We start from the raw sequence: 24,993 nt of genomic DNA, 5'->3' as shown, positions 1-24,993 counted from the left end.
GATGACAGACGCATATATCTATGACGCGCTGCGCACCCCGCGCGGCAAGGGACGCAAGGACGGCTCCTTGCATGAGGTGACCTCGGTCCGCCTGTCCGCCCTGACGCTGAACGCGATCAAGGAGCGCAACAACCTGGAAGGCCACGCGGTCGAGGACGTGATCTGGGGCAACGTGACCCAGGTGATGGAACAGGGCGGCTGCCTGGCGCGCTCGGCGGTTCTGGCCTCGGACCTGGATGAGCGCATCCCGGGCCTCGCCATCAACCGTTTCTGCGCCTCCGGCATGGAAGCGGTGAACCTGGCGGCGAACCAGGTGAAGGGCGGCGCGGGCGATGCCTATATCGCTGGCGGCGTGGAGATGATGGGCCGGGTGGCCATGGGCAGCGACGGCGCGGCAATTGCGGTTGATCCGAGCCTCGCGATGGAAACCTATTTCGTGCCGCAGGGCATCTCCGCCGACATCATCGCAACCGAATACGGCTTTACCCGCGATCAGGCGGACGCATTGGCGATGGAATCGCAGCGCCGTGCCGCCAAAGCGTGGGAAGAGAAGCGGTTCGAGAAGTCGGTGATCACCGTCAAGGACCAGAACGGCCTGCCGATCCTGAGCCATGACGAATACATGCGCCCCGGCACCGACATGCAGACGCTCGGCTCGCTGAACCCCGCGTTCCAGATGATGGGCGAGCAGATGCCGGGCTTTGATAAGGTCGCCATGCTGAAATACCCGCATCTGGAGCGGATCAACCATATCCACCATGCGGGCAACTCCTCCGGCATCGTGGATGGCGCTGCGGCGCTGCTGATCGGCAACAAGGCGTTCGGCGAGAAGCACGGCCTGAAGCCGCGCGCGCGGATCAAGGCGACCGCCAAGATCGGCACCGATCCGACCATCATGCTGACCGGCCCGGTGCCGGTGACCGAAAAGATCCTGGCCGACAACGGCATGCAGATCGGCGACATCGACCTGTTTGAGGTGAACGAGGCCTTCGCCTCGGTCGTGCTGCGCTTCCAGCAGGCGTTTGACGTCGATCCGGAGCTGGTCAACGTCAACGGCGGCTCCATCGCCATGGGCCACCCGCTGGGCGCCACCGGCGCGATCATCATCGGCACCCTGCTGGATGAACTGGAGCGTCAGGACAAGCAAACCGGCCTCGCCACCCTGTGCATCGCTTCGGGCATGGGCGCCGCAACGATCATCGAGCGGGTCTGATGCCGAAGCTGGACCTATCCCAACTGCCCTGGCGGACCGGATCGGGTTACCCCGGCAAGCTGGCGGAGGCCTGCAAGGGCCGCAGCGTCCAGCCGCTGGGGGATCCGGGCGGGCTCAGCCAGTTCGGCGTCAACATCGTGCGGCTGGAGCCGGGCGCGATGTCGTCGCTGCGCCATTACCACATGGAGCAGGACGAGTTCGTGATGGTGACCGAGGGCATCTGCACCCTGATCGACGATCAGGGTGCGCATGAAATGCAGCCCGGCGATTGCGCCGCCTTTCCGGCGGGCGAGGCGAACGGCCACCACCTGGTGAACCGTTCGGACAAGCCCGCGGCGTTTCTGGTGGTAGGGACCCGCACTTCGACCGAGACCGGCTATTACAGCGATATGGACATGATGGTGAAATTTGCCGGAGGGCAGTTCACCTTCACCCGTAAGGACGGCAGCCCGCTGACGGCTGACCAGACTGGAGAAGATACATGAGCGATTTCAAATACAACGTGGACGCAGACGGCGTCGCAATCATCACCTGGGACGCCGAAGGCAAGTCCATGAACGTCCTCACCCGCGAGGCCTTTGGCCTGGTTGAGGAATACGTGGACCGGGCGCTGGCAGACGAGGCCGTGAAGGGCATCGTGATCACCAGCGGCAAGAAGGACTTTGCCGGCGGCATGGACCTGAACGTGCTGGCCACCATCCGCGAGGAGTCGGGCGAGAACCCGGCCCAGGGCCTGTTCGACTTCACCATGAGCGGCCACCGCATCCTGCGCAAGCTGGAGCTGGCGGGCATGGACCCCAAGACCAAGAAGGGCGGCAAGCCGGTGGCCTGTGCGATCAACGGCACCTGCGCCGGTATCGGCACCGAGATTGCGCTGGCCTGCCACCACCGGGTGATGACCGACAACCCGAAGGCCAAGATTGGCCTGCCGGAAATCATGATCGGCATCTTCCCCGGCGGCGGCGGCACCACGCGGTACTCCCGCATGGTGGGCGCGATGGCAGCGGCGCCGGTGCTGCTGGAAGGCAAGATGATGGACCCGAAGAAGGCCAAGGGCGCGCAGCTGATCGACGCGGTGTCTGAGGATCCGCTGGCCGCGGCCAAGGAATGGGTGCTGAACGCCAAGGATGCCGACCTGGTCAAGCCTTGGGACGCCAAGGGCTACAAGATGCCGGGCGGTGCGCCCTATCACCCCGCTGGCTTCATGACCTTTGTTGGCGCCTCCGCGATGGTGCATGGCAAGACCCAGGGCGCCTTCCCGGCGGCCAAGGCGCTGCTGTCGTCGATCTATGAGGGCGCGCTGGTCGATTTCGATACCGCGCTGAAGATCGAAGCGCGCTGGTTCACCAATGTGCTGATGAACCCGTCGTCCTCGGCGATGATCCGCAGCCTGTTCCTGAACAAGCAGGCGCTGGAAAAAGGCGCGGTGCGGCCCGCCGGCGTGCCGGACCAGTCGGTGAAGAAGATCGGCGTGCTGGGTGCCGGCATGATGGGCGCAGGCATCGCGCTGGTCTCGGCCCAGGCCGGCATGGAAGTGGTGCTGATCGACCGCGACCAGGACGCCGCCGACAAGGGCAAGGCCTATTCCGCGGCCTACATGGACGCCGGCATCAAGCGCGGCAAGGCGACCCAGGAGAAGAAAGAGGCGCTGCTGGCGCAGATCACCGCGACTCCGGACCTGGACGCTCTGAAGGGCTGCGACCTGATCATCGAGGCGGTGTTCGAGGATCCGGGCGTCAAGGCCGAGATGACCCAAAAGGTCGAGGCGGTTATCCCCGAAGACTGCATCTTTGCCTCCAACACCTCTACCCTGCCGATCACCGAGCTGGCCAAGGCCTCCAGCCGTCCGGAGCAGTTCATCGGCATCCACTTCTTCTCGCCGGTCGAGAAGATGTTCCTGGTGGAGATCATCAAGGGCAAGGAAACCGGCGACCGTGCGGTGGCCAAGGCGCTGGATTACGTGCGCCAGATCCGCAAGACGCCGATCGTGGTCAACGATGCGCGCTTCTTCTACGCCAACCGCTGCATCATCCCCTACATCAACGAAGGCATGCGGATGATCACCGAGGGCGTCAGCCCGGTGCTGATCGACAACGCCGCGCGGCAGCTGGGCTTCCCGGTCGGGCCGGTGCAGCTGACCGATGAGACCTCGATTGATCTGGGCGCCAAGATTGCCCGCGCCACCAAGGCGGCGATGGGCGATGCCTATCCGAAAAGCCCGGCGGATGACCTGATCTTCTGGATGGAGGACCAGGGCCGTCTGGGGCGCAAGGCCAATGCCGGCTTCTTCGAGTATGACGACAAGGGCAAGCGCGCCGGTTACTGGAAGGGCCTGCAGGAGAAATACCCGCTGGCGGCAGAGCAGCCCGATCTGATCGAGGTGCAGGAACGGCTGATGTTCGCGCAGGTTCTGGAAGCGGTGCGGGCGCTGGAGGAAGGCGTGCTGATGGACATCCGCGAGGGTGACGTGGGCGCGATCCTGGCCTGGGGCTTCGCGCCCTGGTCGGGCGGGCCGCTCAGCTGGCTCGACATCCTGGGCACGCCCTATGCCGCCGATCGCTGCGACAGCCTGACGGAGAAGTTCGGCGAGCGCTTCTCCTGCCCGGCGCTGCTGCGCGAGATGGCGGAGAAGGGCCAGAGCTTCTACACCCGTTTCGCCCCGGAAAAATCCGCGGCGGCCTGACGGCAGATCTGAGAATCAAAACGGCCGGGGTTTTGCCCCGGCCGTTTTTCTGTTCCATCCATCTGGCGCGGCTCAGCTCAGCGTCGGCTGGTACTCCGCCCCGGCCAGTGCGGCACCAGGCGCGGTCCAGTGCTCATCCTCGGCCATCAGCGACAGCACCAGCCCGCGCGCCTCTTCCGGCGGCAGCACCCTGTAGGCGCTTTCCTCCTGATAGACCCGGCCGCACATCAGGTCGCGCGGGGCCGCGGAAAATCCCAGCATCCCGGCCTCCAGATAGATCACCTGATCCTGGGCAAACCGCGGCGTGACCAGATCCAGCTGCGCGCCCGGATGCATCCGGCGGATGCCGCGGTAGCCCTCCAGCGCGCAGGCCGGCACCACCGCAAAAGGATCACCCAGGGCGTCCTCCACCAGCTCGCTCTCCAGCAGCACGCCCTGATCCGGCATCAGCCACAAGGGCACCCGGTTCATCAGCGCATCACGCGGCACCAGCAGCGGGCAGCGGGCCGGTTCCAGCTCCCCCTCGCCCGGCAGGATGGTTTCGCGCTGCAGTTCCACGATGGTCTGCATCCCGTGATCGAAGGTCAGCACCTTGTCGCCCGCCATCAGCGCCTCCACCGGGCGCCAGCCCAGGCTGGAGGCCACATGGGTGCCTGCCAGGAAGCCGCCCTGCCCCACGGGGATCAGGGGAAACCCGCTGTTCATGGCCCGTCCCATCGAGACCTGCGAGCGTTTCAGAAGCCAGTCCAGCATCCGCGTTCCTTTCCTGCGGCCCGGGCAGCGCGCCCGTTCGGCCCGTTCCGGATCTGCCTTCACCCGCGGCGGCAACAGCGCGCAAATGCGGTAAAATCCGGTCAATGTTCACGTCCCTGCGCCAATCTGCCTGCGGCCCCCGGATTGGTCCCCGGACCGGCAGAACCGGCGCTGTTTCCTGTCATTGGGATAGGAGAGAATCGTTAAAAGAGTATTCAAATTGCGCGATATCCTGCGCGCAGGCTTTGGCCACCGCCTCCGCCGCGGCCGCGTCGTAATAGGGCCGCCAGTCCCGCTGCCGCCCGCTTTCATTGACCCGGGGCAGTTCCAGCGAAAACCCGAGATGGTCAAACAGCGGCCGGGCATCGGTTTGAAACCGCTCCAGCCGGATATAAAGCTGGCACTGCTCCGTCCCGTCGGCATGGCGCATGTAGGAGGCCGCCGGGCTGGCCCGGAAGGCGCTGATGGTCTGCGGATGCTGCACGAAGGCGCGGAACGCCAGGCTTTGCGCCAGGGCGACGGCGGGATGATCGAAGCTCTGCGTCTGCAGCCAGTGGTAATAGCTCACCGCCCGGTCCCAAGGATTGCGCACCAGGGTGAAAGCAAACAGGCCGCGCAACTGTTCCTGCGGCAGCAGCCCGTCGATATCGGCCAGGGTGGAGTGCTTCCACAGCCGTCCGCGCGCCTGCGCGCCCTGCAGGCGGCGGCGGCGCTTCAGCGCCTTGGGGGTGTCGCCCAGCATCATGTCATCCGCCATGGCACGCGCCTCCAGCGCCAGCGCCAGCGCGGTGCCGCCGGTCTTGGGGATATGAATAAAGACGTATTGGCGGCCTTGCGACAGGATCATGCGCCGACCCTAGGATATTGATCCGCACATGGAAATGCAGATCTGCACCTTGCGGTGCAGGCCTCCGGCGGGAGTATTTGGGGAAAGATGAAAGCGCAGCGCGGCCCGCCCTTTCACCTTTTCGAAAATACTCCGGGGTGAATTGGCCCCGAGGGGCCAAGAGGGGCAGCGCCCCTCTTCTAACATTAACCTGCGGGGCAGCGCCCCTCTTCCAGCATTAACCTGCGGGGCAGCGCCCCTCTCCTTTATCTTGAGCGCAGCGCGATGGTGGTCCCGGCGGTGATGATCAGTGCGATCCCCAGCATCTGCCAGATGTTCAGCGCCTGTCCCCAATAGGCCCAGGCAACGCCGGGGCCGACGATCATCACTGAATATTCAAAGACCGCGACATAAGACGCCTCGCCCAGCTGGTAGGCCTTGGTGATCAGGAACACGCCGGCGACCGCGGCGCAGCCCTGCAGCAGGATCAAGTGCGAAACCTCCCACAGCGGCCAGACCCAGCCGCGGGTGACAAAGCCATCCGCACCCGCGGGCACGGCCTGCGGCCAGATCTCCAGCCCCGCCAGCAGCATCGCGCCCAGCAGCCCCTGCACCAGCAGGTAGACAAACAGCATCGCCACCGTGCTTTCGCCCTGGCAGTAAAGACCTGTCGCCAGGGAGCCGAGCGCATAGAACAGCCCGCCCGCCACCGGCACCAGGATCAGCCAGTTAAAGGCGGCCGGGTCCGGCTGCAGCACCATCAGGACGCCGGCAAAGCCGCACAGCACCGCGGCAATCCGGATCCAGCCGATCCGCATCCTCAGGAACAGCACGGAGATCACCACGATCAGGATCGGCGAGGTGAACAGCCCCGCCAGCGCCTGGGCAATCGGCATCAGCGCCACCGCGGAGAAGTAGAACACCATCGACACCGCCACCAGCACCGCCCTGAGCAGCACCGCGCCAAAGTTCCGGGGGCTGAGCCCGCCCAGCCCGGCGCGCGCCATCATCCACAGGAACGGCAGCGCGACAAATGTGCGCAGCAGGTAGAACTGGCCCAGCCCGATGGTCTCCGCCAGCAGCGGCACCGCATTGTCTGTGATGCCGATAATCAGCATGGCGGCCAGCATGCACTGGGCAGCAGCGGCCTGGCTGCCGCCTTCATGGCTGAGGGTTGCTGTTTGTTTCATACCCTTCCCATTGCCCGCAACTTTCCGCAATATCTGTCCCCTAAGCGACACCAAAGTGATTCAGGGGAGGAAACTGATGGGGTGGATGGCGGATGAAACCGGTCTGGAGAAGACCGCCGCAAATTATGTGCCGCTGACGCCGCTGTCGCATCTGCAGCGGGCGGCGCAGGTGTTTCCGGACCATCTGGCGGTCAGCTATGGCAAGCACCGCAAGACCTATGCCGAGTATCATGAGCGCTGCACCCGCCTGGCCTCCGGCCTGGCAACGCTGGGGGTGAAGCCCGGCGATGTGGTCGCGACCTTGCTGCCGAACATCCCCGCTCAGGCGGAGGCGCATTTCGGCGTGCCGGCCTGCGGTGCGGTGCTGAACACCATCAACACCCGGCTGGACGTAGGCACGGTTGCCTATATCTTTGAGCACGGCGGGGCCAAGGCGGTGCTGGTCGATCCGCAGTTTCTGGAACTGGCAGAGGCCGCGGTGGAGGAGATGGAAGGCCCTGCCCCGGTCCTGATCGAGGTGGCTGATGATCAGGCAAGCTGGCACGCCACCGGCCGCCACATGGAATACGAGGCGCTGCTGGCCAGCGGCGATCCGGACTTCCGGTGGGTCATGCCCGAAGACGAATGGGAGAGCCTGGCGCTGAACTACACCTCCGGCACCACCGGGCGGCCCAAGGGCGTGGTCTATCACCACCGCGGCGCCTATCTGATGACCATGGGCACGGTGGTGTCCTGGCGGATGGTGCTGCATCCGGTCTATCTGACCATCGTGCCGCTGTTCCACTGCAATGGCTGGAACCACACCTGGATGATGCCGCTGATCGGCGGCACCCTGGTCTGCTGCCGCGATATCAGCGCGCAGAACATCTACAACGCCATCCATTACGAGGGCGTCACCCATTTCGGCGGCGCGCCGATCGTGCTGAACATGCTGGTCAACGCGCTGGACGAGGAACGCCGCACCTTCGGCCACACGGTGGAGGTCTTCACCGCGGGCGCCCCGCCTGCCCCGGCGACACTGTCGAAGATCGAAAACCTCGGCTTTAACATCACCCATGTCTACGGGCTGACCGAAACCTTCGGCCATGTCACCGAATGCTACTGGAAGGCGGGGGACTGGGACGGGCTGGACAAGGCGGGCATTGCCGCCAAGAAATCCCGCCAGGGCGTCGCGATGCCGATGCTGGAGCCGGTGGTTGTGCGCGACAGCGATCACAACGTGCTGCCGATGGACGGCCAGAGCCAGGGCGAGATTGCGCTGCGCGGCAATGTGGTGATGAAAGGGTACCTCAAGAACCCGGAGGCCACGGCCGAGGCCTTCAAGGGCGGCTATTTCAACTCCGGCGACCTCGCGGTGCAGCACCCCGACGGCTATATCCAGATTGCGGACCGCGCCAAGGACATCATCATCTCCGGCGGCGAGAACATCTCCTCTGTCGAGGTGGAGGGCGTGCTGATGGCGCATCCTGATGTGCTGCTGGCCGCGGTCGCGGCGATGCCGGATGAGAAATGGGGCGAGGTGCCTTGCGCCTTTGTCGAGCTGAAGCCGGGCGCCAGCACCGACGAGGCGGCGCTGATCGCCTTCTCGCGTGAGACGCTGGCCGGCTTCAAGGCGCCGAAGAAAGTGGTGTTTCAGGAGCTGCCCAAAACCTCCACCGGCAAGATCCAGAAGTTCGAGCTGAGAAAAATCGCAAAGAACCTGTAATTTCCGGCTGTGAAGGCGATCCGGGGCGGCAAAGCAAATTGCCGCCCCTGTTTTATGTGATTAATCTGGCGGCAATGATAATCACGGGGGCCGGGCGGGCTGCATGACGGCATTAAAGGAATTCGAGCGGCTGGAGGCTGCGGGCTTGTGGCGCGCAGATCCTGAGGCGCAGCGGCGGGATGTGATCATCTCGCTGGGCGATGCGACGCTGACGATTGCTAGCATGAACGACCGGCCGCTGGCGCATTGGTCGCTGGCGGCGGTGGAGCGTGCCAATCCAGGAGAATTCCCTGCCCTGTTCCACCCCGATGGCGACCCCGGCGAGACGCTGGAAATCGCCGAGGACGAAACCGCCATGCTGGAGGCGATTTCCCGGGTGCAGAACGCCATCGGCCGCTCCCGCGCGCGGCCTGGGCGGCTGCGGGCGGTCAGCATCCTGGGCATGCTGGCGCTGGTGATGGCGCTGCTGGTGCTGTGGCTGCCCGGCGCCGTCACCCGCCACGCGGTCAGCGTGGTGCCTGAGATCAAGCGCAAGGCCATCGGCCAGGCGCTTTTGGGGCGGATCGAGCGGGTCTCCGGCCCGGCCTGCGCCACGCCGGAGGCGGCGCCGATCCTGAAGACCCTGGCACAGCGCACCGGGGTGCGGCAGCTGGCGGTCCTGCGCTCCGGCATTCCCGGCAGCCTGCATCTGCCCGGCGGCATCGTGCTGCTGAACCGCGCCTTTGTGGAGGATTTCGAGGATCCGGCGGTGGCGGCCGGCGCAATTCTGGCGGAACGCGCCCGCGCGGAGGCCAGCGACCCGATGTTTGAGCTGCTGGAGGCGGGCGGGGTTCTTGCCACCTTTAGACTGCTGACCACCGGCGATGTGGACCGCTCCACGCTGGACGCCTATGCCGAGGCCACCCTGGCCAGCCCGCGGCCTGCGCTTACGGACCAGGTGCTGCTGGCGGAATTTGCCCGCGCCGCCCTGCCCTCCTCGCCTTATGCGTATGCGCTGGATATCACGGGTGAATCGGTTCTGGGGCTGATCGAAGCCGACCCGATGGCCGGCCGCGAGCTGGAGCCAGTGCTGAACGACCGCGACTGGGTGCAGCTGCAAAACATCTGCGGCTGATCCCGTCCTCGGCCCTGCGGCCCGCTGCCGAAACCCTGCCAATCGCCCAAATGCGCCGGATCTGCTAGGATCGTCAAATCTGCGCAAACGCGAGTTCAGGGGGGATGGAGCCATGCCGGAGACTGCAGCCAGCTTTACGGGGGATATTCCAGGCTTTTACGACAGGGGCCTGGGGCCGGTTATTTTCTGTGACTATGCGGATGACCTGGCCGCACGGTGCCGCGGCCACAGCCCGCAAAACGTGCTGGAACTGGCGGCGGGAACCGGCATTGTCTCGCAACGGCTGAGGCAGAGTTTGCCGCCGGACTGCAAGCTGACTGTCACCGACCTGAATGAACCGATGCTGGCCCTGGCAGAGGCGAAACTGTCCGGCGCCGCCAATGTTACCCTGCAAGCCGCCGATGCGATGGCGCTGCCCTTCGACGATGGCAGCTTTGACCTGGTTGCCTGCCAGTTCGGGGTGATGTTCTTTCCCGACAAACCCGCTGCCTTCCGGGAAGCCGCGCGGGTGCTGAAGCCCGGCGGGCGGTATGTCTTCAGCGTCTGGGCGCCGATGGCGCAGAACCCGTTTGCCGAAATCGCCGACAGCGAGGCCGCCCGATTTTTCCCGGATGATCCGCCGGGGTTCTACAAGGTTCCGTTCCATTACGGCGACCCCGAAGCGGTGAAGGCGGATCTGAATGGCGAGGACTGGGCCGGCACCGGCCATGAAGAGGTTACGCTGGACAAAGCCCTGCAGGATCCGGAAAAATTCGCGGAAGCGCTGGTCTATGGCAATCCGTTGATCGACGAAATCCGCAGCCGGGGCGGCGTGGATCCCGACGAGGTTGCAAGCGCCATTCTGGACGCCCTGCGCACCCGCCTGGGGCCGCCGCCGCTGCGGATGCCCCTGGCTGCCCATGTCTTTACCTGCCGGCGGCAGTAGCGCCCGGGTCCGAGCCGTCATCGGGCGGCACCCGGGCAGGCAATGGAAAAAGGCCGGGCAGCAGCCCGGCCTGTTCATCCGCTTGCCCGCAGGACGTTATTTGCTGAGCCGGGCGCCGTTGAAACCGGCTTGCTGCGCCTTGGCCAGCGCGGCGGCAGCCTGGCCCTCGTCCCGGTACGGTCCCGCCATCACAACCTTGTAGGGCTGACCCTTGCGGCTGACGGTTCCCAGACGCACCGGCAGCCCCGTTGCGGCCAGCTTGCGGGCCGCGGCGCGGGCCTGATCCGCGTCTGCGTAGGTCGCGGCCCGGACATAGCGCGGTGCCGCGGCGGCGTGGTCCGGTGCCTTTGCGCCCGGTGCCGAGCGGGTGGACAGGCGCAGCCCGGTTTCCTTTGCCTCAGCCGGGCTGCGGCGGGCCTCGCGCGGCAGTCTTACCGTGGGACGGTCCAGCGGCAGCTGCACTAGGCGGCGCGGCACCTCGTCGTTCCAGACCCGCGCCATCTGCGCGTCCCCCTGCGGCGAGCGCAGGCCGCGCATCGGGTTCAGGCGGCCGTCTTCGCGCTCAACCCTCAGATAGCCGGGCGGGACCTGGGCCGCGCCGGTCACCACCGCAGGCCGCACCGTGCGCACCGCGCGCTGCGGGTTGAGGCGGCCATCGGTCCAGACAGGCCGGTAGCCCTGGGGCACCTGGAAACTGTTGCTGAGGCGGCGCTCCTGGTAGATGTGGGTCTGCACCACCCGGGTGTTCGGCGTCAGCGCCACGGAGGACTGCGGCACAGCGGCGGCGGGCGCCGGGGCTGCTTGCACCACTTTCCTGACAGCGGGCGCAGGCGCAGCAGCGGCGGCCACGGCAGGTGCCGGGCGGGCGCTGGCGGTTTGCGGTGTGCGGCGCGGTTTTGCGGTGGCCGCCACCTGGGGCGGCGGGCTGGCCGCAGGCCGCGCGGAAGCGGCCGGCGCGGGGTCCGCCGTCTGCGCGGGCTGCTGGCTGGGCTCCAGCGTGATCAATTCCGGCGCCGCGGCGCGCGGCTGCTGCTGGGTGGTTCCGGCCAGCTGGGTCGGCTGCAAACCGCAGATCTGCTTGCGCGAGCGCGTCACCTGCGGCACCCAGGTCACGTTGCCGTCGATGCCTGCCCGGATGTAGACGCAGCCGCGGCTGTCGACAAATTGCCGCCCGTCGTAGGAGGCCGGCGGATATTCGGCGGGCGGGCTGGTTGGGCGCAGGGTTTGTGCCTGTACGCCTGCTGCGCCTGAAGCCCCCGTGATGATGGCCAGTGCAATAATTCTAGTTATTTTCATTCCTGAGCCCCACAAAATATGGCTGCAGGATGCCTGACTCTGGCCTGTGAGTAAAGATTCTGCGGCAACAATACGGCTGCACCCGGGCAATTTTCGCGCCAATTGGAGCAAAGGGTTGCAGGGGCCGGGTCTGCCGGAAAGCGGCCAAGGCGCGCTGGGGCGCCTTGGCGCGGAGGCGGTTACTTGGTGCCGAACATCCGGTCGCCGGCATCGCCCAGGCCCGGCAGGATATAGCCCTTGGCGTTGATTTCGCGGTCCAGCGACGCGGTGACGATCGGCACATCCGGGTGCGCCTGCTTCATCCGGGCAACGCCTTCGGGCGACGCCAGCAGGCACAGGAAACGGATGTTGTTGGCGCCGGCTTCCTTCAGCAGGTCGACGGCAGCGGCAGAGCTGTTGCCAGTCGCCAGCATCGGGTCCACCGCGATCACCAGACGGTCCTTCAGCCCTTCGGGCGCCTTGAAGTAATACTGCACCGGCTCCAGGGTTTCCTCGTCGCGGTAAAGGCCGACAAAGCCGACGCGGGCCGAGGGGATCAGCTCCAGCACGCCGTCCAGCATGCCGTTGCCCGCCCGCAGGATCGACACCAGCGCCAGTTTCTTGCCGGCCAGGATCGGCGCTTCCATTTCCTCCATCGGGGTTTCGATGGTGGTGGTGGTCAGCGGCATCTCGCGGGTGATTTCATAGGCCAGAAGCTGGGTGATCTCGCGCAGCAGGCGGCGGAAGCCCGCAGTGGACGTGCCCTTGTCCCGCATCAGGGTCAGCTTGTGCTGCACAAGCGGGTGATCAACAACGGTCAGGTGGTCGGTCATGGGGCACTCCTCAGATTTGGTTGCAGCGCTTTTACGGGCTTGGCCGCGGCAGGCAAGCGGGTTTTGACCATGAGGTCAAAGAAAACTCTTGCCCGGGCCTTGGGCCGGGACGTTCAGATGGGCCGCGACAGAGACGCCCACATCGGCGAATTTGACCTGCCCGATGGGGCCTGCGTCAAGCCCTGCGATCAGAACCGGCACCTGTTCGCGCGTATGGTCGGAGCCGGGCCAGCTGGGATCGTTGCCGTGATCGGCGGTCAGCACCAGAATATCGCCCTGGCGCAGCTTGGGCAGCAGGCGGCCCAGTTCGGCGTCGAACCACTCCAGCGCGCGGGCGTAGCCGGAGATGTTGCGGGTGTGGCCGTAGAGGCTGTCGAATTCGACGAAGTTGGCGAATGTCAGGCTGCCGTCCTCCGCTGTCTCCACCGCGTCAAACAAATGCTCCATCAGCTTGGCATCAGAGCCTTTTTTCAGGGTGTCGATACCGGACATGGTGAAGATGTCGCCGATCTTGCCGATGGCGTGGACCTTGCGGCCCGCGTCCTGCACCCAGTTGGTCAGCACAGGGGCTGGCGGGGTGATGGCATAATCGCGGCGGTTGGTGGTGCGGGTGAAGCCTTCTTCTGCCGAGCCGATGAAGGGGCGCGCAATGACCCGGCCCACCTTCATCGCGTGCAGCCGCGGGGCAATCGCTTTGCAGAGCTTCAGCAGGCGGTCGAGGCCGAAAGTTTCTTCATGCGCGGCAATCTGAAACACGCTGTCGGCGGAGGTGTAGCAGATCGGCTTGCCCGTCCGCGTGTGTTCGGCGCCGAGGTCGCTGATGATCACCGTGCCGGAGGCGTGGCAGTTGCCGAGAGTGCCATCGGTGCCTGCCTGCTCCGCCACAAAGGCGCTCAGATCCTCAGGGAAGGAGGGCGCCTGATCGGGGAAGTAATGCCAGTCCCAGGGCACCGGCAGGCCCGCCAGCTCCCAATGGCCTGAAGGCGTGTCCTTGCCGCGGCTGAGTTCGCGGGCACAGCCCCAGCGGCCCTGCGGTTCAGCGTCCAGCCCTGGAAACGGCACCGAGGACGCCAGCCGCATCGCAGCCCCAAGGCCAAGCCGTTCCAGGTTCGGCACATTCAGCGGGCCGCTGCGGCCCTCCTCCGCCTTGCCGGCGGCGCAGGCCTGGGCGATGTGGGCCAGCGTGTTGGCACCTAGGTCCGGCAGGTCGCCGTTGAAGAAGGTGCCGGCATCCGGCGCGCCGCCGATGCCGGCGGAATCCATCACCACAAGGAAGGCACGGGGCATCAGCAGATCCTTTCGTGAACCAGCGGCGGCAGGGACCGGGGCGCCTCGCCGATGGAGATTGCCGCGAGAAAGGCCGCCTCCGCCGTCTCTGCCGCATCATCGCTGGCCGCGTGGATGCGGGCAAGGGTGTCCCCTGCCCCGACCTGCTGGCCCAGGCGGACAATGTCCGAAATCCCGACGCCCGGGTGGATGCGGTCGCTTTCCACCATGCGGCCGCCGCCTAGGGCGACAACCGCCAGGCCAAGCGCCTCGCCGTTCATGGCCGTGATATGCCCGGCTGCGGGGGCCGTGATCTCGCGGACAACTTCGGCGCCGGTCAGATGGTCCTGCCAGCGGCCGGCAAAATCCGCCGGCCCGCCCAGGGCGGTGATCATCCGGGCAAAGCGGTCAGCCGCGCGGCCGTCTGCAAGGGTCGCGGCAATCTTGGCCGCGCCCTCCGCCGCATCTGCGGCGAGGCCCGCGTGGGACAGCAGCTCGCCGCCCAGGATTGCGGTGATCTCTGCCAGCGGGCCAGACTCACCGCCGGTTAGCACCCGCATCACCTCCGCCACCTCCAGCGCGTTGCCAAGCGCGGGCGCCAGCGGCTGGTTCATGTCGGTGATCAGCGCCGAGGTCTTGCAGCCGGCCGCATTGGCCGTGTCACAGAGGGATTGCGCCAGCGCGCGGGCGTCGTCCGCGGTTTTCATGAAGGCGCCGGAGCCGATCTTGACGTCCAGCACCAGCGCATCCGGGGACGCGGCCAGTTTCTTGGACAGGATCGAGGCGGTGATCAGGTCGAGGCTTTCCACCGTGGCGGTCACATCGCGGATGGCATAGAGCCGTTTGTCCGCAGGCGCGATCTGGGCGGTAGCGCCAACAATGGCGCAGCCGACGTCCTGCATCATGCCCCGCAGATGGTCTTCGCTGACGTTGATGGAGACGCCGGGAATGGCTTCCAGCTTGTCCAGCGTGCCGCCGGTATGGCCCAGCCCGCGGCCCGAAATCATCGGCACATAGGCACCGCAAGCCGCCAGCGCAGGCGCCAGCAGCAGCGAGACGCAATCGCCCACGCCGCCGGTGGAATGCTTGTCCAGCACCGGGCCGTCCAGATCCCACCTCAGCACATCGCCGGTGTCGCGCATCGCCAGGGTCAGCGCGCGGCGGCCCTCGACGCTGAGGCCCTGCAGGCAGACGGCCATGGCAAAGGCCCCGGCCTGCGCGTCCGAAACCGCGCCGCTGGCCAGGCCATCGGCAAACCAGCGCAGATCCGCTTCGCCGGGGGTTTCGCCGCGCCGGAGCTTTGCATTGATGGCGCGGGCGTCCATCACTTGCGCTCCAAATGGTCCGTGTCAAAGGCGCCCGGCAGCAGGTCGCCGACGGTGGATTCCCGTTCGGCGCCATCGGTGGTGGCCATGGTCACCTTTACGTCATTGCCGGCGAATTCCTTGATCTTCTGGCGGCAGCCGCCGCAGGGCGGAATTGGCGACGGGCAATCGGCGATCACATAGACCTCGGCCAGTTCTGTCTCGCCCGCGGCCACCATCGCGGCGATGGCGCCCGCCTCAGCACAGGTGCCTTCCGGATAGGCCACGTTTTCGACGTTGCAGCCCACATAGATCTGGCCGGAGGCAGAGCGCACGGCAGCGCCGACCTTGAATTTGGAATAAGGCGCGTGGGCGTTTTCCCGGACCGCGGCGGCGGCGTTTCTGAGGCTCATGGCGATTCCCCGTTTTTTGATCATCTGGTCAAGATGCCGCAGGATAGCGGAAACGGCCCCGGGAGCGAAAGCCCCCGGGTGAGGTTCCGTCACTGCCCCAGCCTGGTATTGAACACGCCGGGCAGGGTCACCTCCAGCAGTTCAACGTCCTGCGACGGTTCACTGAGGCGGGTCTTCATGCCGGGCGGGATGACAAAGGCGTCGCCCTGTTCCAGCCGGTAGGGTTCACGGCCTTCACCCTCCAGCGTGACCGTGCCGTTCATCACAAAGGTGAAATGGATGTCGGTGTCATGCGCGGCCCATTGCGGCTCACCCTCGCCCCGGCGCACCACCTGCACGCCGGCAACGCCCTTTGTGTTCTCGGCAATCGTGGTGTCGCGGCAGATGTAGCCCGGCAGCCGGAACGGCATCCATTCGGCACCTTCGGCCTTGTTGAAGACAAAGCGCTGCCCCTGCCATTCCCGTTCGGGACGAAAGTGCGGCGTCGGCAAGGTCATCTCGTGGTCGATCTCGGTCACATGCTCAGCCGGGACGCCGATCTCGATCACCTGCACATTGTCGCTGGCCTCCAGCACCCGGTGGCGGATTTCCGGCGGCTGGATGAAGCAGTCGCCCGCCGTCAGCCGCATCTTCTCGCCCTGATCCTCATAGACCACATCGACCCAGCCGTGGATGCAGAAGATCAGCTGGAAACCGACGCGGTGGAAATGCACCATGTCCGGCACCGGGCCGCCGTCGGGAATGCGGATGTGGCTGGCGATGATCGAACCGCCCAACCGGTCCGGCACCAGATCCCGGTAGTGCATGCCCGCCCGCCCGATGATCCAGGGCGCCTGGTCCTTGAGGCGGCGGACCACGAAACTGTGCACCGTTTCCGGCATCACCATCGGCGGGTGGCGCTCCTCGATCTCCACCTTGGTGCCGTTGGGCGCGGTCAGGCGGCGCTGGCCTTCGGCAAATCCATCAGGATCTTCAGTCAGAATGCGGATTGTGCCGGGGCTTTCCTGCGCCCCCTTTTCGATGCGCAGCCGCAGCCCGTGGCCGGAAAACACCGCGGTGCGCGGATCATCCGCCGGATAGATCATATCCATTTTCATGCCCAAAACCTTGGTGTAAAACGGAATATCGTCGCGCAGCTCCTGCGTGGGCAGGCGGATTTCGGCGATTGTGCCGCTCATTTTTCACTCCCTTTTCATTTGCCCGGAACTGTGGCCGCAGGGCAGGCTTTATGCAAGAAGCCGCCGCCGGGCCGCCGCCGCGCCCAATTGCGTCAGTTTGCGCTAGGTTTCCGGCAGGAAAAATGGTTTAACACTAAACAATACGATTTTCGAGGAGCGCCAGATGTCCGATTCACAGAACCTGCGCCAAGCCGCACTCAACTATCACGAGTTCCCCCGTCCCGGTAAGCTGGAGATCCGCGCGACCAAGCCGATGGCCAACGGGCGCGATCTGGCGCGCGCCTATTCCCCCGGCGTTGCCGAAGCCTGCACCGAGATCCAGGCGGATGCGGCCAACGCGGCCCGCTACACCTCGCGCGGGAACCTGGTGGCGGTGGTGTCGAACGGCTCGGCGGTTCTGGGCCTGGGCAACATCGGCGCGCTGGCCTCCAAGCCGGTGATGGAGGGCAAGGCGGTCCTGTTCAAGAATTTCGCAGGGATCGACTGTTTCGATATCGAGGTGAACGAAAGCGATCCGGAGAAGCTGGCCGATATCGTCTGCGCGCTGGAGCCGACGTTCGGCGCGATCAACCTCGAAGACATCAAGGCGCCGGACTGCTTTGTGGTCGAGAAACTGTGCCGCGAGCGGATGAACATTCCCGTCTTCCACGACGACCAGCACGGCACCGCGATTGTGGTGGGGGCTGCGGCCAAGAACGCGCTGCATGTGGCGGGCAAGAAGTTCGAGGAGATCAAGATCGTTTCCACCGGCGGCGGCGCGGCGGGGATTGCTTGCCTCAACATGCTGGTGAAGCTGGGCGTGAAGCGGGAAAACATCTGGCTGTGCGATATTCACGGGCTGGTCTACGAGGGCCGCGAAGAGGACATGAACCCGCAGAAGGCGGCCTTTGCCCAGGCCTCGGACAAGCGCACGCTGGACGAGGTGATGGACGGTGCGGACCTGTTCCTGGGCCTCTCTGGCCCGAACGTGCTGCAGCCGGAAATGGTCGCCAAGATGGCCAAGCGCCCGATCATCTTTGCGCTCGCCAACCCGACGCCGGAGATCATGCCTGAGGCCGCGCGCAAGGTGGCGCCGGATGCGATCATCGCCACCGGCCGCAGCGATTTTCCCAACCAGGTCAACAACGTGCTGTGCTTCCCCTTCATCTTCCGCGGGGCGCTGGATGTGGGGGCCACCGAAATCAATGACGAGATGCAGATTGCTTGCGTCGACGGCATCGCCGAACTGGCCCGCGCCACCACCAGCGCCGAGGCCGCGGCGGCCTACAAGGGCGAACAGCTGAATTTCGGCGCCGATTACCTGATCCCGAAACCGTTTGACCCGCGGCTGGTGGCGGTTGTGTCCTCCGCCGTGGCCAAGGCTGCAATGGAAAGCGGCGTGGCGACGCGCCCGATCGAAGATATCACTGCCTATAAGCAGAAGCTGAACCAGACGGTGTTCAAATCCGCCCTGCTGATGCGGCCGGTGTTCGAGGCCGCCCGCGCCGCCGCCCGCCGCATTGTCTTTGCCGAGGGCGAGGACGAGCGGGTGCTGCGCGCGGCGCAGGCGATCCTGGAGGAAACCACCGAAACCCCGATCCTGATCGGCCGCCCCGAGGTAATCGAGCGCCGCTGCGAAAAGCTGGGGCTGGACGTCCGCCCGGGCCGGGATTTCCAGTTGGTGAACCCGGAAAACGATCCGCGCTATTACGATTACTGGAACAGCTATCACAAGGTGATGCAGCGCCGCGGGGTGACGCCGGATCTGGCCAAGGCGATCATGCGCACCAACACCACCGCCATCGGCGCCATCATGGTGCACCGCGGCGAGGCCGACAGCCTGCTGTGCGGCACCTTCGGCGAGTACCGCTGGCACCTGAATTACGTGCAGCAGGTTCTGGGCGGCGGCACCTATTCGCCGCACGGGGCGCTGTCGATGATGATCCTGGAAGACGGCCCGCTGTTCATTGCCGACACCCATGTGCATGTGGAGCCGACCCCGGAACAGATCGCGGAAACCGTGATCGGCGCCGCCCGCCATGTGCGCCGCTTCGGCCTCGCGCCGAAGATCGCGCTGTGCTCGCAGTCGCAGTTCGGCAATATCTCCTGCGACACCGGCAGCCGGCTGCGCGCCGCCATCGAAATCCTCGACGATAAGCGCCGCGATTTCGTTTACGAGGGCGAGATGAACATCGACACCGCTTTGGACCCGGAGCTGCGCGAGCGGATCTTCCCCAATTCGCGGCTGGAGGGGGCCGCTAACGTGCTGATCTTTGCCCATGCCGATGCGGCTTCGGGTGTGCGCAACATCCTCAAGATGCGGGCCGGCGGGCTGGAGGTCGGGCCGATCCTGATGGGCATGGGCAACCGCGCCCATATCGTGTCGCCCTCGATCACGGCACGGGGCCTTTTGAACATGGCCGCCATTGCCGGCACCCCGGTCGCGCACTACGGTTAACTGCGCGGCCCCGTTCGCCGGCCGCCCAATCAGGGAGGCCGGAGATGAGAGGGCATTGCCACTGCGGCGCGGTGCATTGGGAGAGCCAGGCCGAGGCGGCCTGGAGCTGCTACTGTCACTGCGCCGACTGCCGCCGCGTATGCGCAGCACCTGTCACCGCGTTCTTCGGGCTGCCGCATGAGGCGGTCGACTGGTCCGGTGCAGCGCCGAGCGTCTACAACTCTTCTGAAGGCGTCGAACGGCTGTTCTGCGGCACCTGCGGCACCCAGATGGCCTACCGCACCAGCCGCGATCCGGTGAACATTCACCTTTACACGGCAACGCTGGAAAGCCCGGGCGCCGTGCCGCCCAGGTTCCATGTGTTCCATTCCGATCATGTGAGCTGGCTGGAGCTGAAAGACAGCCTGCCGCGCTATGCCAAATCCTCCAGCGGGTGATTCCCTGCAGCAGCTTCGCGCGCGCAGCAGCTGGGTTTGCAAGTTTGCAAACTTTCTGCGCCTTTCCGGATTATTCTGCAGCAAACACGGGTTTGCAAAGCACGCCGGGTGCAAACCGGCCAGGGGTTGTAAATCCGGTAAAACATCTGCGTGAATCCGGGCAGATCCTGTAAATTCATTGACGAACCTTGCGTGCGGAAACGGCAAAACTTGCCCGCTCCCCGGTTCCTCGCCTACGCAGATGGAAGGAGGAGATAGACACCATGGGATATCAGGACATTTACGCCACTTGGAAACAGGATCCGGAAGGTTTCTGGATGGAGGCCGCCAAGGGCATCAGCTGGGACGAGGCCCCGAAGCAGGCGCTGTTTGACAAAGGTGAGGGGCTTTACGAGTGGTTTGCCGATGCCAAGGTGAACACCTGCTACAACGCCGTCGACCGCCATGTCGAAGAAGGCCGCGGCGAGCAGACCGCGATCATCTATGACAGCCCGGTCACCCATACCAAGCGTGAAATCTCCTATGTCGAGCTCAGGAACCGGGTTGCCACCCTGGCCGGCGCGCTGCGCGCCAAGGGCGTGGAGAAAGGCGACCGCGTCATCCTCTATATGCCGATGATCCCGGAAGCGCTGGAGGCGATGCTGGCCTGCTCCCGCATTGGCGCGGTGCATTCGGTGGTGTTCGGCGGCTTTGCGTCCAACGAGCTGGCAGTGCGGATCGACGATGCCAAGCCCAAGGCGATCATCGCCGCCTCCTGCGGCATCGAGCCGGGCCGGATCGTGCATTACAAGCCGCTCTTGGACGGCGCCATCGACCTGGCCGCGCACAAGCCTGATTTCTGCGTGATCTTCCAGCGCGAGCAGGAAGTGGCGGAGCTGGTTCCGGGCCGTGACGTGAACTGGCACGGCTTCCAGTACGGCGTGGAGCCGGCCGAATGCGTCCCGGTCGAGGGCAACCACCCCTCCTACATCCTCTATACCTCCGGCACCACCGGCCAGCCCAAGGGGGTGATCCGCCACACCGCAGGCCAGCTGGTGGCGCTCAATTGGACCATGAAGAACATCTACAACGTCGACCCTGGCGACGTGTTCTGGGCGGCGTCCGATGTGGGCTGGGTCGTGGGCCACAGCTATATCTGCTACGGGCCGCTTATTCACGGCAACACCACCATCGTGTTCGAAGGCAAGCCCGTGGGCACGCCCGATGCGGGCACCTTCTGGCGGGTAATTTCCGAGCATAAGGTCAAGAGCTTCTTCACCGCCCCCACCGCCTTCCGCGCGGTGAAGCGCGAGGACCCGAAGGGTGAATACGTCGGAAAATACGACCTCAGCTGCCTCAAGCAGGTCTATCTGGCCGGCGAGCGTGCGGACCCCGACACCATCACCTGGGCGCAGGAGCAGCTGAAAGTGCCGGTGATTGACCACTGGTGGCAGACGGAGACCGGCTGGTCGATTGCCGCGAACCCGCTGGGGATCGAGGAACTGCCGGTCAAGCTCGGCTCCCCTGCCGTGCCGATGCCGGGCTATGAAGTCGATATTCTGGATGAAGGCGGCAACCCGGTGGCGCCGGGCGAGCTGGGCGCGATTGCGGTGAAACTGCCGCTGCCGCCGGGCACCCTGCCGACCCTGTGGAATGCCGAGGACCGCTTCAAGAAAAGCTACCTGACCACCTTCCCCGGCTACTATGAGACCGGCGATGCCGGCATGAAGGACGAGGACGGCTACCTCTACATCATGGCGCGCACCGATGACGTGATCAACGTGGCGGGCCACCGCCTGTCGACCGGCGCCATGGAAGAAGTGCTGGCAGGCCACCCGGATGTCGCTGAATGCGCCGTGATCGGCGTGACCGACAGCCTCAAGGGCCAAATGCCGGTGGGCTTCCTCTGCCTCAACGCCGGGGCGGACCGCGACAGCGCGGAAGTGGTGTCCGAAGTTGTCAAACTGGTGCGCGAGAAGATCGGCCCGGTGGCGGCCTTCAAGCTGGCGGTGGTGGTGGACCGGCTGCCCAAGACCCGCTCCGGCAAGATCCTGCGCGGCACCATGGTCAACATCGCCGATGGCACCCCGTGGAAAATGCCCGCGACCATCGACGATCCGGCGATCCTGGACGAGATCACCGCGGCGCTGCAGACCATCGGCTACGCCAAGAGCTGAGGAATTCCTCAACAGGAAATTTGGAGAAACCGGGCGGTCCTGCCGCCCGGTTTCCCTTGCAACTCTGCCCTGCCCGCCTAGGCTGCGGACCCAGGGAGAAGAGCAGATGGCAAAGAATGACCTATGGCGCCTGAGCGCAACTGAACTGACCGCCCTGACCCGCGCAGGCGATGTCCGCGCAGAAGACGCGGTGCAGGCCTCAATTGACCGGATGAAGGCGGTGAACCCGGCCCTGAATGCGGTGGTCGAGGACCTGAGCAGCGAGGCGCTGGAACGTGCCTGCGCCTTGGACAAGGCACGCGCAAACGGCGCGCAGCCCGGTCCGCTGCACGGAGTGCCGGTCACCATCAAGATCAATGTGGATCAGAAGGGCCACGCCACCTCCAACGGGGTGACGGCACTGAAGGACCTGATCGCCCCGGCGGACGCGCCCGTGGTCGAGAATCTGCACAAGGCCGGCGCGGTGGTGATCGGACGCACCAACACGCCGGAGTTCTCCTTTCGCGCCGACACCGACAACCCGCTGTTTGGACGCACTCATAACCCCTGGGGGCGGCACATTTCCCCTGGCGGCTCCTCCGGCGGTGCCGGGGCCGCGGTGATGGCCGGGATCGGCGCGCTGGCACATGGCAACGACATCGGCGGCAGTTTGCGCTTTCCCGCCGCCGCCAATGGCGCCGTCACGGTCAAGCCGGGCCTGGGCCGGGTCCCTGCCTGGAACCCCAGCCAGACGGCGGAGCGCGGCCTGCTGGCGCAGCTGATGTCGGTGCAGGGGCTGATCACCCGTGCCGCCGAAGACCTGCACCTGTCGATGCCCTCCCTGATTGCCGCGGATCCGCGCGACCCCTTCCACGTGCCGATACCCTGGCGCGGCGCGGCGCTGGATGGTCCCATCAAGGTCGCCTTCACGAAAAACACCCATGGCTATGAGCTGCACCCGGAGGTCGAGGCGGCGCTGGACTTTGCCCGCGATGCGCTCAGCGATGCGGGCTATCAGGTTGAAGAAGTGGAGCCTCCATGCGTGTTTGACGCCGGGCGCACCGGCTACCGCGCGCTGATGGGCGAGATCTATGCGCTGATGAAGCAGGATGTGGACGCGGCCGGTTCGCAGACTGTGCGGGATATCTTTGCCGTCTACTTTCAGGAGTTTCCGCCCTTTGCCGGGCAGGAATTGCTGCAGATGATGGCCAAGCGGACCCATTACGCGCGGCAATGGTCGCTGTTTCTGCAGGACTACCCGCTGGTGCTGTCGCCCTTCCTGCCGCAGCCCTTCTTCCGCCCCGACCGCGACACAGAAGGCGCGGAAGGCGTGCATGAGGTGCTGGGCTGCGCGGTCTATTCCTATGCGATGAACTTCCTTGGCCTGCCCGCGGCCTCCGTGCCGGCCCGGCTGGCAGAGCTGCCCGGCGGCCCGCAGCCGATCAACGTGCAGATCGCAGCCCGCCGCTGGCGCGAGGATCTGGCGGTGGACGCCTGCGCCGCGATCGAGGCCCGCGCCGGCCGCATGTGCCTGCCGCTGTGGGAAAAAATGCAGGCGGCCTCCGCCTGAAACCAGCGGCCTGGCGAGGCACCGCGCGCCGCGTGAAAGATCTGGGGGCTTTGCCGGGTTTGGCAGCGGCCGGCGGCTCTCGCCAGGAGTGATGCAAACGGCCGCCGCCTGCCGCCTCTCAGAGCGCCGGACAGCAATCAGACAGCGGTGAGCGGACACTCCCCTGGCTGGGCATCCGCGTAAAGCGAGAGCCCGCCGCCAAGGGGGCCTGCGGCCGCACGCCCCCTGCCGGTTTCGGGCGGACCGGCTCGTTGCGAGAGCAACGCCACGCGCGGCTTCTCCAGCATTTTCAGACGCCGCACGGCACGCATGCGCCGGCCGCCTCGGCTGACGGGCGCTTGCTCCGCACTGCACGACAAGATGAAGGCAATGGCGAAAGGCACAGAAGACAGGCCAGCACGCCGGGCCTGTCACACAGGCAAGCCCTACGGCCCGTCTCACAGTCCAGGATCCGGATGCACGGGAGGCAGATCTAAGGTCCCGGGGAACGGTGTGAACCGCCCCCGGGGAACTTCCATACCCAGACAACTCGCTAAATACAGCGCCCCTCCCGCCATAACAGGCGGACCCGGCTTCGGGCGCAGGCTCCGTGGGCGTTACCGGCTGCAAACAAGGTCACTAATTAATCGAAACACGCCGGTACGGCACTGTGGTGCGCCAGCCCTGCGGCAGACGCCATCCACATCTGCCTGTGGAAAAGCATCGCATGGAATCGTTACCGGGAAGTTCACAAACTCGTGAATCTTCCGTTAAACGGTCAAGTGAACTGCTCGGAAATCAGCCTTTCTTCCAGCCCATGGCCGGGGTCGAACAGGATTTTGTGGCGGATCTGCGGATTGATGCGGATTTCGACCCAGTCGATATCGGCCACCGAAATCGAATCCGCATCGGCCATCACCGGGCGCTTGGCCGCCTCCAGCACGTCAAAGCGCACCATCGCGTTGCTGGGCAAAAGCGCCCCGCGCCAGCGCCGCGGACGAAAGGCGGCAATCGCAGTCAGCGCCAGCACGTCGGCGCCGATCGGCAGGATCGGCCCGTGCGCCGAATAGTTATAGGCGGTGGAACCCGCCGGGGTGGAGACCAGCGCACCATCGCAGACCAGCTCCTCCATCCGCACCCGGCCGTCCACCGACACCCTGAGCCGCGCGGCCTGCGGACCTGCCCGCAGCAGCGACACCTCGTTGATGGCGAGCGCCTTGTGGACCTCGCCGCGGCGGTCCATCGCGGTCATCGACAGCGGGTTGATGATCTCCTGCACGGCGTCGCCAAGCCTCTCGATCAGCCCGTCCTCGCGGTATTCATTCATCAGAAAGCCAACGGTGCCGCGGTTCATGCCGTAAACCGGCGCCGGATTGTCCACCATGGTGTGCAGGGTGCTCAGCATGAAACCGTCACCGCCAAGCGCAACGATGATGTCAGCCTCTTCGGGGGGAACATGGCCATAGCGGCGGGCCAGTTTGTCGAGGGCTTCCTGGGCAACCTCCGCTTCGCTGGCCAGAAAGGCGATACTCAAACCCATCAAATCTGTTTCCGGTATTAGGCAACTGGTTCCGAAACAATCACAGCTTTCCGCCAAAGGCCATAGTTGCCGTTCTGTCGCAGGGAAATGTCGCTTTACAGGCTTCCTGCGCAAAGATGTTTCCGATAGGAAATCGCTCAGTTCTGACCCCTACTCCAACGGAGCCACCATGACTGAAGCGACCCGTGACCCCGGCTTTTTCACCCAGCCCCTCGCC

General features: G+C 65.5%; 20 protein-coding genes. 10 read left to right on the top strand and 10 right to left on the bottom strand.

All coding sequences use genetic code 11. The features are described 5' to 3' along the window. Position 1 precedes the first annotated feature (1 nt). The 3 genes from B2P87_RS04260 to B2P87_RS04250 are packed head-to-tail and all read left to right on the top strand — an operon-like array spanning position 2 to position 3,896. On the top strand, positions 2-1,213 hold the full coding sequence (locus B2P87_RS04260; protein WP_141890589.1) for an acetyl-CoA C-acetyltransferase: 1,212 nt from the start codon (positions 2-4) through the stop codon (positions 1,211-1,213). Then, entirely contained in the window at positions 1,213-1,698 is a 486-nt protein-coding gene (locus B2P87_RS04255; RefSeq protein ID WP_141890590.1) for a cupin domain-containing protein, read from the top strand. The genes B2P87_RS04260 and B2P87_RS04255 overlap by 1 nt, the downstream gene beginning before the upstream one ends. After that, positions 1,695-3,896, top strand: coding sequence for a 3-hydroxyacyl-CoA dehydrogenase NAD-binding domain-containing protein (locus B2P87_RS04250; RefSeq protein ID WP_141890591.1), 2,202 nt, complete (start codon positions 1,695-1,697; stop codon positions 3,894-3,896). Before B2P87_RS04255 ends, B2P87_RS04250 begins: the two co-directional genes overlap by 4 nt. A gap of 72 nt (positions 3,897-3,968) precedes the next feature. Here B2P87_RS04250 and B2P87_RS04245 read toward each other — a convergent pair whose 3' ends face one another. From B2P87_RS04245 to B2P87_RS04235, 3 genes are all read right to left on the bottom strand, one after another. Beyond that, a complete protein-coding gene (locus tag B2P87_RS04245; protein WP_141890592.1) occupies positions 3,969-4,649 on the bottom strand; it encodes a Hint domain-containing protein in 681 nt (226 codons plus the stop codon). 181 nt (positions 4,650-4,830) lie between these two features. Next, entirely contained in the window at positions 4,831-5,496 is a 666-nt protein-coding gene (locus tag B2P87_RS04240) for a sulfotransferase family 2 domain-containing protein (protein ID WP_141890593.1), read from the bottom strand. A gap of 245 nt (positions 5,497-5,741) precedes the next feature. After that, positions 5,742-6,665 (bottom strand): DMT family transporter, encoded by a 924-nt coding sequence (locus tag B2P87_RS04235; protein ID WP_141890594.1) that lies wholly within the window; start codon positions 6,663-6,665, stop codon positions 5,742-5,744. A 76-nt stretch (positions 6,666-6,741) separates the two neighbouring features. Between B2P87_RS04235 and B2P87_RS04230 the strand changes: the two genes are divergently transcribed. The 3 genes from B2P87_RS04230 (at position 6,742) to B2P87_RS04220 (ending at position 10,409) form a co-directional block, all read left to right on the top strand. Continuing rightward, a complete protein-coding gene (locus tag B2P87_RS04230; protein ID WP_141890595.1) occupies positions 6,742-8,370 on the top strand; it encodes an AMP-binding protein in 1,629 nt (542 codons plus the stop codon). Positions 8,371-8,473: 103 nt separating this feature from the next. Continuing rightward, a complete protein-coding gene (locus B2P87_RS04225; RefSeq protein ID WP_141890596.1) occupies positions 8,474-9,484 on the top strand; it encodes a hypothetical protein in 1,011 nt (336 codons plus the stop codon). 112 nt (positions 9,485-9,596) lie between these two features. Further along, a complete protein-coding gene (locus B2P87_RS04220) occupies positions 9,597-10,409 on the top strand; it encodes a class I SAM-dependent methyltransferase (protein ID WP_141890597.1) in 813 nt (270 codons plus the stop codon). 96 nt (positions 10,410-10,505) lie between these two features. Here B2P87_RS04220 and B2P87_RS04215 read toward each other — a convergent pair whose 3' ends face one another. From B2P87_RS04215 to B2P87_RS04190, 6 genes are all read right to left on the bottom strand, one after another. Next, on the bottom strand, positions 10,506-11,705 hold the full coding sequence (locus B2P87_RS04215; protein ID WP_141890598.1) for an SPOR domain-containing protein: 1,200 nt from the start codon (positions 11,703-11,705) through the stop codon (positions 10,506-10,508). Between the two features lie 179 nt (positions 11,706-11,884). Beyond that, positions 11,885-12,517 carry a uracil phosphoribosyltransferase gene (upp, locus tag B2P87_RS04210; protein ID WP_141890599.1) on the bottom strand — a complete coding sequence of 211 codons (633 nt, stop codon included), beginning with the start codon at positions 12,515-12,517 and terminating at the stop codon, positions 11,885-11,887. Positions 12,518-12,592: 75 nt separating this feature from the next. Further along, positions 12,593-13,804, bottom strand: a complete 1,212-nt coding sequence (locus B2P87_RS04205) for a phosphopentomutase (protein ID WP_141890600.1) — start codon at positions 13,802-13,804, stop codon at positions 12,593-12,595. Beyond that, positions 13,804-15,108, bottom strand: a complete 1,305-nt coding sequence (locus B2P87_RS04200; RefSeq protein WP_141890601.1) for a thymidine phosphorylase — start codon at positions 15,106-15,108, stop codon at positions 13,804-13,806. Before B2P87_RS04200 ends, B2P87_RS04205 begins: the two co-directional genes overlap by 1 nt. Continuing rightward, positions 15,108-15,500 carry a cytidine deaminase gene (locus B2P87_RS04195; protein WP_141890602.1) on the bottom strand — a complete coding sequence of 131 codons (393 nt, stop codon included), beginning with the start codon at positions 15,498-15,500 and terminating at the stop codon, positions 15,108-15,110. The genes B2P87_RS04200 and B2P87_RS04195 overlap by 1 nt, the downstream gene beginning before the upstream one ends. A gap of 89 nt (positions 15,501-15,589) precedes the next feature. Further along, positions 15,590-16,678 carry a cupin domain-containing protein gene (locus B2P87_RS04190; protein ID WP_141890603.1) on the bottom strand — a complete coding sequence of 363 codons (1,089 nt, stop codon included), beginning with the start codon at positions 16,676-16,678 and terminating at the stop codon, positions 15,590-15,592. A 163-nt stretch (positions 16,679-16,841) separates the two neighbouring features. Here B2P87_RS04190 and B2P87_RS04185 point away from each other — a divergent pair, with 163 nt between their 5' ends. From B2P87_RS04185 to B2P87_RS04170, 4 genes are all read left to right on the top strand, one after another. Continuing rightward, on the top strand, positions 16,842-19,115 hold the full coding sequence (locus B2P87_RS04185; RefSeq protein WP_141890604.1) for an NADP-dependent malic enzyme: 2,274 nt from the start codon (positions 16,842-16,844) through the stop codon (positions 19,113-19,115). 44 nt (positions 19,116-19,159) lie between these two features. Continuing rightward, a complete protein-coding gene (locus tag B2P87_RS04180) occupies positions 19,160-19,552 on the top strand; it encodes a GFA family protein (protein WP_058287262.1) in 393 nt (130 codons plus the stop codon). A gap of 263 nt (positions 19,553-19,815) precedes the next feature. Continuing rightward, positions 19,816-21,708, top strand: coding sequence for a propionate-CoA ligase PrpE (gene prpE, locus B2P87_RS04175; RefSeq protein WP_141890605.1), 1,893 nt, complete (start codon positions 19,816-19,818; stop codon positions 21,706-21,708). Positions 21,709-21,814: 106 nt separating this feature from the next. Beyond that, a complete protein-coding gene (locus B2P87_RS04170) occupies positions 21,815-23,257 on the top strand; it encodes an amidase family protein (RefSeq protein ID WP_141890606.1) in 1,443 nt (480 codons plus the stop codon). 757 nt (positions 23,258-24,014) lie between these two features. Here B2P87_RS04170 and B2P87_RS04165 read toward each other — a convergent pair. Beyond that, a complete protein-coding gene (locus tag B2P87_RS04165; protein ID WP_141890607.1) occupies positions 24,015-24,776 on the bottom strand; it encodes an NAD kinase in 762 nt (253 codons plus the stop codon). Between the last annotated feature and the right edge of the window lie 217 nt (positions 24,777-24,993).

It is taken from the genome of Leisingera sp. UBA4491 (genome assembly GCF_002388965.1).
Lineage (GTDB): Bacteria > Pseudomonadota > Alphaproteobacteria > Rhodobacterales > Rhodobacteraceae > Leisingera > Leisingera aquaemixtae.
This window is presented reverse-complemented; position numbering and strand designations above follow the sequence as displayed.